Raw genomic sequence first — 16911 nt, forward strand, 5'->3', positions numbered from 1 at the left:
CCTTCAGTCCTTCTTCATGCGGATATGCTTCTTTCCCGCTTTCTGATTCAGATAGTCTGTGATCTCCCTTTCATCCTTCGCATCAAAATTGACTGCCACGGTATATTCGCCCTTTTTCTTCTTCGCATCCTTGTCCTCGCAGACGAAGAACACTCTGAAATTCTTCTTGTATACCGCACAATCGTAGGCTTTGACATCTTTCCATGGGGTTAAGCGTCCCATCGAGCCGATGCCTTCCTCTCCGATTCCGTCTCTTAGAATCAGAAACGCGATGATGCACATCGTCATCGCTGCAAACCTCACGAAATCAAGGGCAGAGCGGTAGACCACAATGGAAAGCAGCGACAGCACTCCGGCAGCCGCAAACAGAATGCGGCTGGCAGTCCACATCCTGTCCTTGTATTTCAGATTCTTAACGCAGCGGAAATACCCCATCAGCATCCATACACCGAGGCCTCCGAACAGCGCAGTCAGCAGCAGGTTTGAAGATGTATCCATGAATGATTTCTTCCTCTCTAATAGCCAAGTGCTTCATTCACGAGAAGCACATGAATTCTTCCCGGCGTCCCCGAACGGCGCGTCGTCACAATCTGATTGCAGATGGTGGACGGTGTGCTGCAATGCATGCACTGACCGGTCTTCGTGCACGGATTCGTCTTGTTCAGACGGATATTGTTCGCTGGAGCAGCCAGCAGCTCCACCCGCTGCACCGCTTCTTCCAGATTCTTCACGATCTTGTTCGTGCCGGCAATCACATAGACTTTCTTCGGTCCGTAGATCAATGCGGCAAGCCGGTTTCCTTTTCCATCGATGTTGTAAAGCTCTCCCTCTTCGGTCACAGCATTGGTACTCATCAGATAGACATCGGCCAGCAGACTTTCATGAAATATCTTTTCCGGATCATCCGTATGATAGCGATCCAGAAACCGGTAGTCCGGATTGCCCGTCAGCCAGCTGACGATTCCAAGCTCAGATAGCGTCATGGAACCGCCGATTCCGATCGAAGCACCTTTCTCGATCGCACCTTTCAGATAGGAAAGCACTTCTTCCTTTGTTTCAAAATAATCCGCACCGAATCCATGCGTGCGCAGATGGCTGATGCAGCTATCAGCCCTTAAAGCAGCTGCAGTTGTTCTCGGATCCTGCATAACAGCACTCCTTCTTCCTGTCCCTGTCATTATAACAGACGGAAATCCCCCTTGAAACAGGCTTCAGGACGCAAGAAAAGCCGGATTTCTCCAGCTTTCACTTCAGCGGATTTCCGCAATGGTTCCGTCATCTTTCCAGATCGAATCGGCAGGCACGACCCCGCGCACGCAGCTCGTCGGATAGACGCGGCTGTTAACCCCGATCACGGTTCCGGGATTCAGCACGGAATTGCAGCCGACCTCGACATGATTGCCGAGCATTGCCCCGAACTTCTTGAGGCCAGTCTCAAGACGATCTGTGCCATCGTGTACCACAACAAGCTTCTTGTCGCTCTTGACATTGCTGGTGACCGATCCTGCCCCCATATGAGAATAATATCCGAGAATCGAATCGCCGACATAGTTATAATGCGGAGTCTGCACATGGTCGAACAGAATCACATTCTTGAGCTCGACCGAATTGCCTACGACACAATCCGCACCGACTAATGCAGAACCGCGGATGAAGGCACAATGACGCACTTCCGTGCGCGGCCCGATAATGCATGGCGCACCAAGATATGCAGAAGGAAATACCTTGGCAGTCTTATGAACCCATACATGCTCGGATACTTCCGTATACTCCTCAGGATCCAGCTTTTCGCCAAGATCCAGAATCAATTGCCTGATCCCGGCAAGTGCTTCCCACGGATACGTAAACTGAAGCAGATAATCTTTTGCTATGGTATGATCCAGGTCATACAGATCTTTTATCGTATAAATCATGTTCTTTCGCCCCTGCAGGCTATTATACCTCAGGATTTCCTCAGAATCTGCTCCATGATGACATCGGTATGCGGCTGATTCTTCCGCAGCTCTCGTGCCCATCCCTGCCGGAGATCAATCACGAGATCTGCCTCAGCTCTGCCGCCGGAGTTCAGATCCACCTGCACGAATCCATTCTCTGCATGGAATGATTCCGGATTCTCAAGGTACGAAAGAACTGCCGAATTCTCATCCCCGATCGGCCCCGGAATCAGCACCCGGCTCAGATCCCAGGCAAAGAAACTTTTTGCGGCAGCCGGATCCAGGGCCAGACGCTTCTGCGTGATCGAATCCCGTTCATTCTTCAAGGAACCTGCACAGACGAGAAACGTCCTGATATGCGGAATCACTTCCGGATGAAACAGAACGAGTTCTGCCGGATCAGTCAGTGCAGAAAGAGAGACATAGGTGACCTCTTCTTCTCTGCATAGGAATTCTGCAATCTCATCAAGATCTGCTGCTTCCCCGGCCCTGCTCCACGTGCCAAGCATCGGCTCTGATGCCCCGCGGAATAAAGGAACAGAAAAACCTTCCGGAATCTCTTTCCCCATGCATGCACAGAACGATGCTCCGATCACCTGATTCCCCAGGGATTCCAGAACGCGGAAGCTGTTCAGATCCAGATCAAGAAAGTATTTCATCGGATGGTTTCCTCCAGAGATGAGATCATCTTCGCAAAGATCTTTCTGTAAGCAGGCACATCCACTTCATATGCATACCGGAAGCCAGTCTCTTCTTCAGCGTCTTCCAGCCAGACCCTGCCATAGCTGAGTGTACTTGCCATCTCAATCCTTGCTTTCGCATTCCGGAACTTCAGAAAGCCAGGATCAGCCATCGCTGCCGCAGCAACGGCATCATGCATAGCCTCGCCATGACGGAATGCAATCAGCTGCCGCATGATGGAACGCACTTTTGGGTTCAGACCTTCAGACATCTCTTCAAACTCGTCCAGAGAAATCACGCACCGGGACGTGATATCAAGACCGATCATCGTGATCGGGATCCCGCTTTCAAACACCTTCTCAGCCGCAAAGACATCATGCGTCACATTGGCTTCTCCGTACGGCGTCACATTGCCTACAAGCTGCGAGCCTCCCATCATCGTGATGCCAAAGATCTTCCGCTTCAGATCCGGATAGCGGATCAGTGCCATCGCAACGTTCGTCAATGGGGCAACCGTCAGCAGCTGAAGACCTTCATTCTCTTCGGCTTCTTCATGGATCTTATCCCATGCTCTCAATGGGTCCAGCGGCAGACCGGGATCCGGGATCTCTGCTTCTCCAAGGCCATTATGTCCATGCGCACTGACAACCGGCTCTCCGAATGGCTCGGTCAGATAGGAATCTGCCCCATAGGAAACCGGAACCTTGCAATGAAACAGATTCAGAATGCGCTGAGCATTTTTCGAGGTTACGGATGTGGTGTTGTTGCCGCCCATGGCGGTCACTGCTTTCAGATCGAATACTTCCCGGAACGCACAGACCATTGCAAAGCAGAAGAAATCATCTACGCCAGGATCGGTATCCAGAATCAATGGAATTGCCATAACTGCCTCCGCATTTCAGCAAACTTTCACTCTGCAGACATAATTCTGCGTCAATTGCTGACTATATTATAGGCAGGAAAGAAAGGAGAAATTGTCATGAAATCCATTGATCTGCAGAATTACCTCGGCAAGCATGTACTGGTTTACGCACAGAATCACAGGATCTGCACTGGCAGCCTCACCGGTCTTCACCGGGAAGGAGGAAAAGAGATCATGACCCTCTCCTCCACGACTGCGGACCGCAAGATTCCGGTATCTGCAATTCAGTATGTAATCGAGACCCCTTCCCGTATCAACTACAACTGCTGAGGGACGAACGGCATGGAATAACCCATGCCGTTTTCTTGATCAGAACGAAAAGATGCCAGCTGCAATAAACGCCGATCAGATCCGGATCATGCCAGCAAAAGGATGATCATTGCGGATTAACACATTGATAGGAGATCACTTTCCATACTCCGTCTTCTTTGCCGAAGAGGATGATATACTTGCGTCCGTCCTCTGCCCCATCACCTGTCAGCCTGGGGACAGCTACTGTAGTTTCGTCAATGGTCTCCCAGGACGGGTTGTCGCTATATGCAGTGAACCTCCCCGACTAAGTGCTGACGCACTATAGACAGGGCTTCCAAGGGCTTGTGTGCCCTCAGACTTCCGTCTGCACAAACGATACGGTATCAGCACAGCACACAAGCCGAAGCTTATGCACCCATCTGTACTAACGTTTCTCAGACTTATGTCGGGATCGTCAGCCTGCCGCAGGAAGCAGAGGGCACAAGACCCTGTTGATCTTCCATAGGTCAGCTAACGTCCTTTGGGTTCCACTCCCGATCCCAGAGACTTTTGTCATAAGATCGGGTGATTCCATTAACAGCCCGCGGATAAAATAACGGGCCCCGATGTTGTAGCTGGCGGAAAGGTCGCAATTGTAGATCTTTCCGCTTTTGAATACACAGACGTCATATGGCGTATCTTCTGATACTTCTCTCCCGCGCTTGACACGTCCGGTTCCGTCATACGCAAGACGGCTGGTTCCCCATGCATTGACATGAGAAATGCGAATCCCATAACGATGGGCAAGACTTTCTACGGTCTTCTGAATGTCAGCGTGCTTCCACATGGCAAGCTTCTGCTTCTTACTGCCTCGCTTTCTGCCTTTCGCATTAAGATGCTCCATGACAATGACATCGCACTCATTCGCAATGGCAAAGTTCACAATCTCTCGTGCAATCTGATGTGCAAGATTCCTGTTTCTTCGCTTTGCGATATTCCAGAGCCGTCCGGAGTCATGTGATCCATGCAGAGACTGGAATACAGACACCCGATGCAGGGCATTGCTCAAAAAGTCTTTTTCTCTTCCGCGCATAATGAACTTACGCGCCAGGACAGTACCCTTAGAGTCCATGACACTGCATACCGCATCTGTACTAATTCCAAGGTCGACAGCACATATCTTCTGCTCCGATACAGGTTTTGCGGACAATTCTACAGTTTCCGTTACTGCAAATCTCAGCTTCCAGCATCCGTATTTCTTCTCCAGCACAGGAGCGGAGATATCTCCGCTCCTGCCTCTCTTGTCAAGATAATCAACATCCGTCTTAGATAGGCGAACGGTATCCCATACCCAATCGTTATTGCGGAGCACCTTGATCTTTGCCACATAAGGCAACACTTCACCAGTCTGTTCATCGATCACAGGCTTATAAGTGTTGCCACGATACAGTGCAGGCATCCGGTGCTTACAGGAATCCAATTTCGGGGCCTCTCCCTTACTGCCGTTTGCCTCCCAGTTCTTCAGAGAGGACTGATACGCAGAAACGATACCAAGCGCCTGCATAATAGCGGCTCTGCGATAATAGGATGGGAACTTTGGAAACTTCTGATCGAAGGAATCAGGTGATACAAAGCCATCAGAGGAATGAATGATGCACTCCATCATCCGCAGGCGCGCAAACGAACTGTCTGTATCAGAAAGATTGTTCCAGTTCAAAAGAGCGGTATGCACCAGATGTGAGACGGCATCCGAAAAGAGATTCGCTGTTCTTTTCAGCGCATCATGGCTGTCTCGAATGCGTACACCATAGCTTCCTACAACCTGCATTTTCTTTCTCTTATATACAGTATAACACTTTTAGTGGTATGTTTAAATAGAAGGAAGTGTAGATATGGACTATTACTCTGAATATCATAGGAACAGGCATTCTATTTATAAGCTTCAGTATCATTTGGTTGTAGTTACAAAATACATACATCCGGTGCTTACTGGGGAGCTCGCCAACAGGCTGATTCAGATCAGCCGCGAAGTGGTAGAAGGCGATTGGAAATGCCGAATCCTGGAAATTAATACAGACAGGGATCATGTGCATCTTCTTTTTGAAGCCTCTCCACAGACGCAGCTTTCTAAATTGGTGAATAGTTATAAAACCGTTACTTCCCGTCTGTTACGAAAAGAGTTTTCTTCTGCATTGAAAAAGTATTACTGGAAAGACCTTTTCTGGTCTGACAGCTACTTCCTAAGCACCGTATCTGAAACCACCGAAGAGGCTGTCAGAATCTATATCCAGGAACAGGGAAAACGCGATAACGAAGGCTATCGCCGCCCTGCGGGCAGAAGAAAGGCGGCTAACCCCGCCTAAACAGCTTGCGCTGCTATAGACGGGGAATGCGCCGCCACTAATTCAAACCCAGCAGATGAAGCTTCAGCATACTCCCTGACGCAATCGAGCAAGCTGTACTTGTTTCAGGAGAGAACTATGGCTCAATCTGAATGACCGCTGAACATGCAGATGATAAGCCAAAAAAAATCAGTCTCCGGTTTCTGGAAACTGATTTTTCCTGTTACTTCTTCTCGCTGACGCGGTATCCGTTCTCGTCGGCATCGACGACAATCGTCTTGCCGGCAATTGCAGGGTCTTCGAGAATCACTTTGGCCACATCGGTTTCGATGGTTCTCTGGATATGCCGCTTCATCGGACGCGCACCGAATGCAGGATCCGTGCCGCAGGAGATGATCCGATCTTCGGCAGCCTCGGTGATCTCAAGCTTGACGTCCTTCTCAGCCAGACGGTCTCTCAGCTGATTCAGGAACTTCTGAGCAATCTGCTTCATCGTATCCTTGGTCAGCGCATTGAAGACGATGATTTCATCAATCCGGTTCACGAACTCCGGCTTGAAGAACTTCTTCACTTCTTCCATGTAGTGCTCATGACGCTCTTTTGGATCCGGATCGAACGCATACTGTGAACCGAGGTTCGAGGTCATGATGATGATCGTGTTCTTGAAGTCCACGGTCACGCCTTTGGAATCAGTGACTCTGCCATCATCGAGAATCTGCAGCAGAACATTGAACACATCCGGATGTGCTTTCTCGACTTCATCGAGGAGCACGATGCTGTAAGGATTCCGGCGGACTGCCTCGGTCAGCTGTCCGCCCTCGTCATAGCCGACATATCCAGGAGGCGCACCGATCAGACGGGATACGCTGAACTTCTCCATGTACTCCGACATATCAATCCGGATGATCTTGTTCTCATCATCGAACAGCTGTTCTGCCAGAGCTTTCGCGACTTCGGTCTTGCCGACACCAGTCGGGCCGAGGAACAGGAAGCTTCCGATCGGACGGTTCTCATCCTGGATATCTGCCTTCGAACGCATGATGGCGTCCGAAACCAGCTTCAGAGCTTCGTCCTGACCCATGACCCGCTTTCTGAGAGCTTCCGGCAGGTGCAGGATCTTCTGCCGCTCGGTTGCCATCAGACGGGATACTTCAATATGCGTCCAGCGGGAGACGATCTGAGCGATCATCTCTTCATCCACGACCTGACGGATCATGGAATCCTTGCTTTCCTTTGCCGAAGCATCATCAATCTTCTTCTGCAGCGCAGGGATCGTATCATACTTCAGCTTTGCTGCTTTCTCGTAGTCAGCGTCATTCTGTGCCTGCGTCAGCTGCAGCTTCGCCTGTTCGAGCTGCTCGCGGTAGGTCTTGACGTCATCGAGTTCTTTCTTCTCTTTCTGCCACTTCGAGAACTTCTGAGCCTTTTCTTCATTGAGGTTTGCAAGTTCTTTTTCGATCTCGTTCTTGCGCTCCACGGTCTTCGGATCCGTCTCGTCTTTCAGAGAAGTCTCTTCGATCTGCAGGGTCATGATCTTCCGATTCAGCTCATCGAGGTCTGCCGGCATGGAATCCATTTCCACTCGCAGACATGCACATGCTTCATCGATCAGGTCAATGGCCTTATCCGGAAGATACCGATCAGTGATATAGCGGTTGCTCAGAGTAGCAGCAGCCACGATTGCTTCATCCTTGATCTGCACGCCATGATGACTCTCAAAGCGTTCCTTGAGTCCTCTGAGGATCGAAATGGTATCCTGAACCGAAGGCTCGGAAACCATGATCTTCTGGAACCGGCGCTCCAGTGCCCGGTCCTTCTCGATGTACTTGCGGTATTCATCAAAGGTCGTTGCACCGATGCACTTCAGCTCGCCTCTTGCCAGCATCGGCTTCAGGAGGTTCGCAGCATCCATGGATCCTTCCGTCTTGCCTGCACCGACCAGATTATGAATCTCGTCGATAAACAGGATGATATTGCCATTTGCTTTCTTGACGGAATTCAGCACGCCCTTGAGACGTTCCTCGAATTCGCCACGGTACTTGGCCCCGGCAATCAGCGCACCCATATCCAGTTCGATGAGCTGCTTGTCCTTGAGTCCTAACGGCACATCGCCGTTGTAGATACGCCATGCAAGTCCTTCGACAATAGCAGTCTTGCCGACGCCCGGTTCACCGATCAGAACCGGATTGTTCTTCGTCTTGCGGGAAAGAATCTCGATGACCCGGCGGATTTCCTCATCTCTGCCGATGACCGGATCGATCTTTCCGTCCTTGACATCCTGGACCAGATCATGCCCGTATTTCTTCAGAGCATCAAGCTGGCTTTCATTTCCCTTGTCATCCATCTTCATTCCAGCCCTTCTTTCTTCTTCGGCCTTGATCACATCTTTCAGCGTGAAATGGAACTGCTTCATGAGATCATTGCAGACCGGAGCATTCGTTTCCAGCAATCCGATCAGAAGAGCGGCCGTGCCCATATACGTATCGCCCTTCTTCTTCATGTAATCCAGCGCATGCGTATAGCCTTCGCTCAGGTATCTGGACAATGCCGGCTGACCGCTGTCAGTCGTAGTGGAAAGTCTTGCCAGATACTGATTCACGAATTCGAGCATCTTTGCCTTATCGGCTTTGACTCTCTCCCAGATCCCATCGAGACCATTGTCTTCGATCATCGCCGCCAGAACATGTTCCGGCGTCAGCTCCGGGTTATGATTCTCCTGCGCTTTCGTCAGTGCAGCCATGATGATCTGCTGCAGCTGTTCAGTCATCTTTTCAATATCCATGAGAGATCACCTCCTGTTTCTGGTTTCCCTCAGTCATTCTCTTTATTTGAAGGAGCGGCGGAACCGATCCCAGACAGATTCTTTCTCCGGGCTGTCCTCAAGCTCCTTCAGCTGTTCATAGAGTGCTTTTTCTTTTGCACTGAGTTTCTTGTCAATCTTGATCCGTACCGTGCATAGCTGATCTCCTGGCTTGCCCGTGCGTAAATCAGCAACCCCTTCTCCGCGCAGTCTCAGCTGCGTGCCATCCTGGGTTCCTGCCGGAATCTTCATCGAAACCTCACCGCGGATCGTCGGTACATCGACCGTCGTTCCGAGTGTCGCATCCACTGCGGAAACCGGGATATCCAGGAGGATGTTCCGGCCATCCCTGACGAACTGCTCATGCGGCAGAACATTGATCTCCAGATACAGATCTCCATTCGGGCCGCCATTCGTTCCGCGCTCGCCCTTGCCCGCAACTCTTAACTGCTGGCCGGATGCGATGCCTGCCGGGATCTTCACATCCACGGTGACCTTCTTGCGCTCGTAGCCCTTGCCGCCGCAGGTCGGACATACGCGGCGGATCCGCTTGCCGGTTCCGCGGCAGTCCGGACATACATTCTGCGACTGGAATACTCCGAATGCGGTCCGCTGCTGGGAGATGACCGTACCGGTGCCATGGCAGGTCGGGCAGTCTTCGATATCCGAAGGCGATGCCGCACCGCTGCCCCCGCAGGAACTGCATACTTCATCCACCGTCAGGTTCAGGGTCTTGGTCGTTCCGAAACATGCTTCCATGAACGTGATATCCATGCGCATGAGCCGGTCCTGGCCCTTGCGAGGCTGCGAAGAAGCACGTGACGAAGACCGTCTCGAGCCGCCGAAGCCGCCCATATCTCCGCCGAAGAAACTGGAGAAGATATCGTTCAGGTCATCGAAGCTTCCGGACGTGAATCCGCCGTACTGGCCGAATCCGCCATCCGCCTGAGCACCGTCCATGCCGGCAAATCCGAACTGATCATACTTCTGGCGCTTATCCGGATCACTGAGAACTTCATAGGCTTCATTAATTTCCTTGAACTTCTCCTCGGCATCCGGCGCCTTGTTCACATCAGGATGATATTTCTTGGCAAGAGAACGATATGCTTTCTTGATTTCATCATCCGTTGCCGATTTCGAGACGCCAAGCACCTCGTAATAATCTCTCTTTTCTGCCATTTCCGCGTGCCTCTTTCCTTATGCGGGGAAACCCCGTAGAAGACAAATTCCCGGAGTTTCTTCCAGGAATCTGCCGCATACACAGTGATTACTTCTTTTCCTTGAAGTCCGCATCCACTACATCATCATCGGACTTGGAACCAGTGCTGCCGGCATTCTGCTGAGTGCCTGCACTCTGCTGCTGGCCGCCGGCATTCTGATACATGGACTGAGCCATCTCATTGGCTGCCTTTTCCAGGGCATCCATCTTTGTCTTCAGACCATCCATATCATTCTTGTCAATGCATTCCTGCAGCTCATCGCGAAGCTTCTTGACCTCATCCTTCTGAGCCTGCGTGACATTCGGGTTCTCAGTCTTCAGAGTCTCATCAATCTGATTGATGTAAGCCTCTGCCTTGTTCTTGGTCTCGATGTCTTCCTTCTTCTTGTCATCCTCAGCCTTGTTCGCCTCAGCTTCCTTCACCATGCGGTCGATCTCAGCATCAGAGAGATTGGAAGAATTGGAAATCGTGATGCTCTGTTCCTTGCCGGTACCCTTATCCTTAGCGGACACATGCACGATACCGTTGACATCGATATCAAACGTGACTTCAATCTGCGGAACACCTCTGCGCGCCGGTGCGATGCCATCGAGCTGGAAGTTGCCCAGCGTCTTGTTATCAGCAGCCATCGGACGCTCACCCTGCAGGACATGAATGTCAACTGCCGGCTGATTATCCGCAGCCGTAGAGAATACCTGGCTCTTCGAAGTCGGGATCGTGGTGTTTCTCGGAATCAGAACGGTCATGACACCGCCGAGTGTTTCAATACCAAGAGACAGCGGAGTGACATCCAGCAGAAGGACGTCCTTCACATCGCCGGCGATGACGCCGCCCTGAATTGCAGCACCGATTGCGACGCACTCATCCGGGTTGACGGACTTGTTCGGCTCTTTGCCGAGCTCTCTTCTGACTGCTTCCTGAACTGCCGGGATACGGGTAGAACCGCCGACCAGCAGAACCTGATCAATGTCATTGGCAGTCAGCTTTGCATCCTTGAGCGCCTGACGGACCGGTCCCATGGTCTTGTCGACCAGGAATTTTGTCATCTTATCAAACTCTGCACGAGTCAGCTTAGCTTCGAGGTTCAGAGCACCGCTGCCATCCTTTGCCATTGCGATGAACGGCAGGGAGATATCGACTTCCAGCATGCCGGAGAGGTCTTTCTTTGCCTTTTCAGCAGCATCCTTGAGTCTCTGCAGGGTCATGTTGTCTGCTTTGAGATCAATGCCATGCTCTCTGCGGAAGTTGTCAGCAAGCCAGTCGATGATCACGTTATCGAAATCATCGCCGCCCAGATGAGTATCGCCAGCCGTAGCCAGAACTTCGAACGTGCCATCTGCGATATCGAGGATACTGACATCGAAGGTGCCGCCGCCGAGGTCATAAACGAGAACCTTCTGTTCCTTATCGCCCTTATCGATACCGAATGCAAGAGCAGAAGCAGTCGGCTCATTGATGATACGGACAACATCCAGACCAGCAATCTTGCCGGCGTTCTTGGTTGCCTGACGCTGTGCATCGTTGAAGTATGCCGGAACAGTGATGACAGCCTTCTCGACCTTCTCACCAAGGTATCCTTCTGCATAGTCCTTCAGGTAGGACAGAATCATTGCGGAAATCTCTTCCGGCGTGTACTGCTTGCCTTCCAGAGTAACCTTCTCATCGGTACCCATCTTTCTCTTAATGGAATACACGGTATTCTTGTTCGTGATCATCTGACGCTTTGCAGCATCCCCGACGATGCGGTCGCCGTTCTTGAATGCAACGACAGACGGAGTGGTGCGGTTGCCTTCCGGATTGGTGATTACCTTAGGCTCCTTGCCTTCCATGACTGCAACACAGCTATTCGTAGTACCTAAGTCAATTCCGATAATCTTAGACATAATATTCTTTTTCCTCCTGAGCTTATTCGCTCACCTTTACCATAGCGGCTCTTAACAGCCGATCTTTCAGCTTGTATCCCTTCTGAAGCACCTGAGTAACCATGCCGGGCTTCACGCCTTCGACATGCTCGGTCATCATTGCCTGCATCAGATTCGGATCATATTCTTTTCCGTCTGCTTCGATTTCCTCGACCCCTTCTTTCTTCAGGGCTGCAGTCAGACTCTTCAGAACCATCTCGAATGCCTTGCGGTAATTCTCATCATTCGTATCCGCAGCCTTCACAGCCAGGGCCCGCTCGCAGTTGTCGATGCAAGGGAGAATCTCCTTGGCAAAGTCTGCGATGTGGTACTTCATGTGCTGATCGAATTCGTTTGTCAGCCGCCTGCGGGTATTTTCGGTATCCGCATAAGCTCTGGCATAGGCATTCTTCAGCTTGTCTACCTGTCCCTGCAGTTCTGCATTCTGTTTCTTCAGGGCTGCGATTTCTTCTGCCTTCGGATCAGGTGCAGGCTTCTTCTCTTCTTTCTTTTCGGAAGAAGCTTCTTTCTGTTCTGCAGGTTTCTGCTCCTGTTCCTTCGGAGCAGCCTCGCTGCTCTCCGAAGGTTCCGGCTGCTTCTCAGCTTCCGGTTTCTTCATGTCCTGTGTTTCTTCGCTCATTTTTTCTTTCCATCGCCTCCGGATCGATACATGTCTTCTATCATCTGGGCAACATAGTCCAGCATCGAGACAACCCGTTCATAATTCATCCGGGATGGCCCGACGACCATCAGCTGCCCTTTCTCATCTTTATTCACATGGAACGTACTTCGGACAATTGCCACATCATTGACCCATGTCAGTTCTGCACCCTTGCTGGTCGTTACCGTCACGGCATGCTCGGAATTGTTCAGTTCTTTCCACTTGGAAGTATCATCGAGCACCGACATCAGCTTCTTGAGCTTGCTGATATCTTCGAATTCCGGCTGATACAGCATCTTGTCCTTGCCGGAGAAGTAGACGTTCTCGCTGGCAAACTTCACGAATGCCTGCACGAATGCGGTGAACAGCACATCGTGCTGCTCCACGACCTGGCCAAGCTCCGGTTTGAGCTCTTCCATCCGCTGGACCAGCTCGCTGACCGGCACATCCTTGAGCCTCTGATTCAGCACATCGGTGCACGTCTCGATGTCCTTGATGGATATTGCCCGTTCGAAATGGAAGTTCTTCGTTTCCGTATGACCGGTATTCGTGATGAATACGGCTACGGCATTCTGATCGTCAATCGGGAACAGCTTGATATGCTCCAGGCGCTGGGAGCTGGAATCAGGCCCCACCGCTCCTGTGGTCATATTGGTCATCTCGCTGAGGATCTGACAGCTCTGCTCGACCGCTTCCTGCACGTTGAGGTTTGACGCATCGAAGGCAGATCGGATGGCAACTTCCATCTTCTTGTCGATGTTGGAATCCTTCAGCAGATTCTCGCAATAGAACTTGTATCCGGCAGTGCTCGGAATCCGGCCGCTGGAAGTATGAGTCTTTTCGAGATAGCCCATTTCTTCCAGAACCTGCATATCATTGCGGATCGTCGCACTCGAATACGGGAGCTTGTATTTCTGCTGCAGAGTCTTGGAGCCAACCGGTTCTGCGGTTCGGATATATTCATCCACGATCGCTTTGAATATTTCTATTCTTCTTGGTGTCAGCATTCCGAATCGCCTCCTTTTAGCATTCATTTCGTTTGACTGCTAACAGTATAGCTCGAGGGTTTAGCACTGTCAATATTGGTGTGCTAAATCTTTTTGAATTTCTGAATCCCGCATAACCATGCCTTTTTCCTAAAGAAAAACCATCCGGAGATGGTCATATCTGCTGAAGTTTTTCTGTCACTCTGCCAATGATCGGCCGGGGCACGAAGCCCTCCAGGCTGCCGCCGTTGGAACCGATCTCCTTGACTGCCGAAGAGGACAGAAAGGAATACTCCGGCCTGGCAATGAAGAACAGTGTCTCGATCGTATCATCGAGCATCAGGTTCGCAGTAGCCTGCTGCAGCTCATATTCATAATCGGAAACAGCGCGGATGCCTCTGATGATGACGCCGGCATGATGGCCTCTTGCAAACTTTACGGTCAGGCCGCTGCCGATCGCCACATGTACATTATGGACATTCGTCAGCGCTTCGATGCTCTGCTCAATCATCTCGGCCCGCTCTTCTTCCGTGAACAGAACGTGCTTGTTCGGATTTCTCATGATAACGACCGTCACTTCATCAAAGGCATGAGATGCACGCTCGATGATATCGAGATGGCCGTTCGTGATCGGGTCGAATGTTCCGGGGTAGATTGCTTTCATATGTGTTCTCCTGCTTTTTCCTTATAATATGTGACTTTCGAGATGCCGTAGATCTTTTCCAGAACCCGCTGAAGCGAGCCGATGGAAGCAGCAAAGGATTCTTCCTTCAGGGATTCCACGGCAATGACTGCTCCGGGGTTCAGCAGATGTTTCTCTGACAGCAGGGATAGAATCGCTTCATTCTCCTGTTCTGCATACGGAGGATCGAGATAGACGATATCTGCTCTGACTTCTTTCTCTGCCAGCAGCTCGATGGCTTTTCTTGCAGAAACGTGATAGACCGTGCACTTCTCTTCAGTATGAAGAGAAGCGATATTGTTCCGAATGATGCGGCAGGCCGCAGGATTGCGGTCAGCGAAATACGCATGTTCCATCCCCCTGCTCAATGCTTCCAGGCCGACTGCACCAGAGCCTGCATAAAGATCGAACACAACCCCGCCGGAAAAGAAGCCGCCAAGCGTGGAAAAGACTGCTTCGCGGACTTTGTCGAGCGTCGGTCTGGTCAGGGAACCGCTGAGGGTTTCAAGTTTCCGGGATCCCCACTCCCCGGCTACGATTCTCACTGGATTTCCTTTCTGCGATAAGCGGAGATGACAGCCTGGGCAATGCCGATTGCCGACATGAACGACAGGGTCGAAGAACCGCCGGAAGAAATCATCAGCAGCGGGACGCCGGTCAGCGGAATCAGTCCGGTAACTCCGCCGATGTTAAACAGGCAGTGGATGACTAAGTATAATGCCGTGCCGACCAGGATGATTCTGCCCTTCTCGCTTCTCATCTTCATCGCATAGCGGAACAGCTGGATGACAATGATCAGATACGGGATGAAGATCAGCAGGAAGCCGATCAGGCCCATCTCCTCGACGACGATTGCGAGAATGAAGTCGGTATTCGCGGCCGGGAAGTTCGTGTATTTGCGTACGGAGTTGCCGAAGCCCAGTCCCGTCCAGCCGCCGGAAGCAAAGCTGATCAGGCCGTTGACGAGCTGATAGCCGGTATTATAGCGGTCGACGAAAGGATTGATGGAAGAAAGGAAACGGTTCTTCTGATATTCCTTCAGCGGCAGTTTCTCGATGAGCGCAACGCCCTGATCCGTCATCAGAAACAGGAAGAATACGATGCCAAGAATCAATAGACCTGCAATGAGTCCCTGAATCGGCTTCAGCTGCTTGTTTGCCGGAATGAGCATGCAGAAGGCAGCGATCAGCACGATGACGGCAGCCGAACCGGCATCAGACTGAAATGCCGCGATGATGATCAGATAGCTGAAGATGAAGATCAGCGGCCGCTTCCAGATATCCCTGCCCCGCGGATAGCGGGTGCGCACATCGCCGCAGTATGCGGCAATGATGAGATAGGTCATGATCTTGGCGAATTCAGATGGCTGAATCGAGATATCCACACTGCTGACCGGAACCCGGATCCATGCCCGGGCGCCATTGACTTCCGGGAACACGAGGCATGCCATCAGCGCAAAGCCCATGCCGATGGCAAGCGGAGGAAACTTCGAGCTCTGCAGGTACTTCAGCGAGAACCGGCGGGCAAAGAAGCACATGGCATAATAACCTGCCGCAAGAAAGACAATCTGCTTCAGAACGACAAGCAGAAGATATCTCTGATTATTGACCGCAAGACCCATCGAGGCACTGGCGATCATCAGCAGTCCGTATACGGAAAGCACGATCATCGCTCCCTGAATGGCACGATCGCTCTTTGCGGGCATGCGGAGAGACAGCAGTTTCTGTTTTTTCTTCGGCACTGCCGCCAGCCGGTTCTGTTCCAGAACAGTCATAATAGCAGTAAGATTGTAGCACAAAGGATGAGTCTCTTTATTTCCAAATGGGAGAGCATCCTGCCCTGTACCCTGCAGATCAGAGAGGAAAAGTTTGGATTAAGCGCTTACAGCGCCGCTTTCTGATGCATTTGTTTTTGACATGGAATCACTTTCTGCTAGAATACCGTATGGAGATTGAGAAAAGAGTATGATTATTAATAATGATACGATTATCAAAGATGATAATCCTGTTATCCGTGAGAAGTCTGAGGAAGTTCCCCTTCCTCTTTCAGAAGAAGACAAGCAGCTGTTAAGAGATATGTTCCAGTATGTCAAGGACAGCACCGTGCCGGAGCTTGCTGAGGCTAGAAACCTCCGTCCGGCAGTCGGCATCAGTGCGATCCAGCTTGGCGTGAAGAAGCAGCTGACGGCAGTCATCGTCAAGGAAGAAGACTCGGCTGGCAATGAGAAAGTCTATCAGTACATGCTTGCCAACCCGAAGATCGTTTCCGCGTCGGTGCAGCCGGCATATCTGGAATGCGGCGAAGGCTGTCTGTCCGTACCCGAGGAACATCAGGGATATGTAGTCCGACATGCCCGGGTTACGGTGAAGGGCTACGACCTTCTGACGGATTCGAACATCACGATCCGGGCAAGAGGATATCTTGCCATTGTCCTTCAGCATGAGCTGGAGCACTTCAAGGGAGTTCTGTTCTATGATCACATCAGCAAGAAGGATCCGTTTGCCAAGGTTCCCGGCGCAATGGTGATCTGATTTCTGCATTGTGCAGTCTC

The 16911-nt window shown here is 51.2% G+C and carries 17 protein-coding genes; 3 read left to right on the forward strand and 14 right to left on the reverse strand.

What is annotated here, in order from left to right; genetic code table 11:
• Nucleotides 1-3: 3 nt before the first annotated feature.
• From C7E00_RS08980 to C7E00_RS09000, 5 genes are all read right to left on the reverse strand, one after another.
• Nucleotides 4-498, reverse strand: coding sequence for a hypothetical protein (locus C7E00_RS08980; RefSeq protein ID WP_105303969.1), 495 nt, complete (start codon nt 496-498; stop codon nt 4-6).
• Nucleotides 499-515: 17 nt separating this feature from the next.
• Nucleotides 516-1148: a lactate utilization protein gene (locus C7E00_RS08985; protein ID WP_167836538.1), complete on the reverse strand. Its 633-nt coding sequence runs from the start codon at nt 1146-1148 to the stop codon at nt 516-518.
• A gap of 102 nt (nt 1149-1250) precedes the next feature.
• Nucleotides 1251-1913 (reverse strand): acyltransferase, encoded by a 663-nt coding sequence (locus C7E00_RS08990; protein ID WP_154504776.1) that lies wholly within the window; start codon nt 1911-1913, stop codon nt 1251-1253.
• Nucleotides 1914-1942: 29 nt separating this feature from the next.
• A complete protein-coding gene (locus C7E00_RS08995; protein WP_105303971.1) occupies nt 1943-2593 on the reverse strand; it encodes a hypothetical protein in 651 nt (216 codons plus the stop codon).
• Nucleotides 2590-3498, reverse strand: a complete 909-nt coding sequence (locus tag C7E00_RS09000) for a nucleoside hydrolase (RefSeq protein ID WP_105303972.1) — start codon at nt 3496-3498, stop codon at nt 2590-2592. Before C7E00_RS09000 ends, C7E00_RS08995 begins: the two co-directional genes overlap by 4 nt.
• A gap of 96 nt (nt 3499-3594) precedes the next feature.
• Here C7E00_RS09000 and C7E00_RS09005 point away from each other — a divergent pair, with 96 nt between their 5' ends.
• Nucleotides 3595-3807 carry a hypothetical protein gene (locus tag C7E00_RS09005; RefSeq protein ID WP_105303973.1) on the forward strand — a complete coding sequence of 71 codons (213 nt, stop codon included), beginning with the start codon at nt 3595-3597 and terminating at the stop codon, nt 3805-3807.
• 436 nt (nt 3808-4243) lie between these two features.
• Here the strand turns inward: C7E00_RS09005 and C7E00_RS09010 are convergent, their stop codons facing one another.
• Nucleotides 4244-5596: an IS200/IS605 family accessory protein TnpB-related protein gene (locus C7E00_RS09010; RefSeq protein WP_105303974.1), complete on the reverse strand. Its 1353-nt coding sequence runs from the start codon at nt 5594-5596 to the stop codon at nt 4244-4246.
• A gap of 64 nt (nt 5597-5660) precedes the next feature.
• Here C7E00_RS09010 and tnpA point away from each other — a divergent pair, with 64 nt between their 5' ends.
• Nucleotides 5661-6131 carry an IS200/IS605 family transposase gene (gene tnpA / locus C7E00_RS09015; RefSeq protein ID WP_105303975.1) on the forward strand — a complete coding sequence of 157 codons (471 nt, stop codon included), beginning with the start codon at nt 5661-5663 and terminating at the stop codon, nt 6129-6131.
• A gap of 202 nt (nt 6132-6333) precedes the next feature.
• Here the strand turns inward: tnpA and C7E00_RS09020 are convergent, their stop codons facing one another.
• The 8 genes from C7E00_RS09020 to C7E00_RS09055 all read right to left on the reverse strand — a co-directional run bounded on the left by C7E00_RS09020 (nt 6334) and on the right by C7E00_RS09055 (nt 16158).
• Complete coding sequence (locus C7E00_RS09020) at nt 6334-8892, reverse strand: ATP-dependent Clp protease ATP-binding subunit (protein WP_105303976.1); 2559 nt, start codon at nt 8890-8892, stop codon at nt 6334-6336.
• Nucleotides 8893-8934: 42 nt separating this feature from the next.
• A complete protein-coding gene (gene dnaJ, locus C7E00_RS09025) occupies nt 8935-10089 on the reverse strand; it encodes a molecular chaperone DnaJ (RefSeq protein ID WP_105303977.1) in 1155 nt (384 codons plus the stop codon).
• An 88-nt stretch (nt 10090-10177) separates the two neighbouring features.
• Entirely contained in the window at nt 10178-12013 is a 1836-nt protein-coding gene (dnaK, locus tag C7E00_RS09030; protein WP_105303978.1) for a molecular chaperone DnaK, read from the reverse strand.
• A gap of 22 nt (nt 12014-12035) precedes the next feature.
• A complete protein-coding gene (gene grpE / locus C7E00_RS09035; RefSeq protein ID WP_105303979.1) occupies nt 12036-12671 on the reverse strand; it encodes a nucleotide exchange factor GrpE in 636 nt (211 codons plus the stop codon).
• Complete coding sequence (gene hrcA, locus C7E00_RS09040) at nt 12668-13699, reverse strand: heat-inducible transcriptional repressor HrcA (RefSeq protein ID WP_105303980.1); 1032 nt, start codon at nt 13697-13699, stop codon at nt 12668-12670. The genes grpE and hrcA overlap by 4 nt, the downstream gene beginning before the upstream one ends.
• Before the next feature lie 154 nt (nt 13700-13853).
• The gene (gene coaD, locus C7E00_RS09045) at nt 13854-14342 is read right to left on the reverse strand and encodes a pantetheine-phosphate adenylyltransferase (RefSeq protein ID WP_105303981.1); all 489 of its coding nucleotides are present in this window, start codon (nt 14340-14342) and stop codon (nt 13854-13856) included.
• A complete protein-coding gene (gene rsmD, locus C7E00_RS09050) occupies nt 14339-14905 on the reverse strand; it encodes a 16S rRNA (guanine(966)-N(2))-methyltransferase RsmD (protein ID WP_105303982.1) in 567 nt (188 codons plus the stop codon). The genes coaD and rsmD overlap by 4 nt, the downstream gene beginning before the upstream one ends.
• The gene (locus tag C7E00_RS09055; protein ID WP_239928553.1) at nt 14902-16158 is read right to left on the reverse strand and encodes an FtsW/RodA/SpoVE family cell cycle protein; all 1257 of its coding nucleotides are present in this window, start codon (nt 16156-16158) and stop codon (nt 14902-14904) included. Before C7E00_RS09055 ends, rsmD begins: the two co-directional genes overlap by 4 nt.
• Nucleotides 16159-16324: 166 nt before the next feature.
• Here C7E00_RS09055 and def point away from each other — a divergent pair, with 166 nt between their 5' ends.
• Nucleotides 16325-16891: a peptide deformylase gene (gene def / locus C7E00_RS09060; RefSeq protein ID WP_105303984.1), complete on the forward strand. Its 567-nt coding sequence runs from the start codon at nt 16325-16327 to the stop codon at nt 16889-16891.
• Nucleotides 16892-16911 lie beyond the last annotated feature (20 nt).

Source organism: Anaerolactibacter massiliensis, assembly GCF_900290205.1.
Classification (GTDB): domain Bacteria; phylum Bacillota_I; class Bacilli_A; order Erysipelotrichales; family Erysipelotrichaceae; genus Bulleidia; species Bulleidia intestinalis.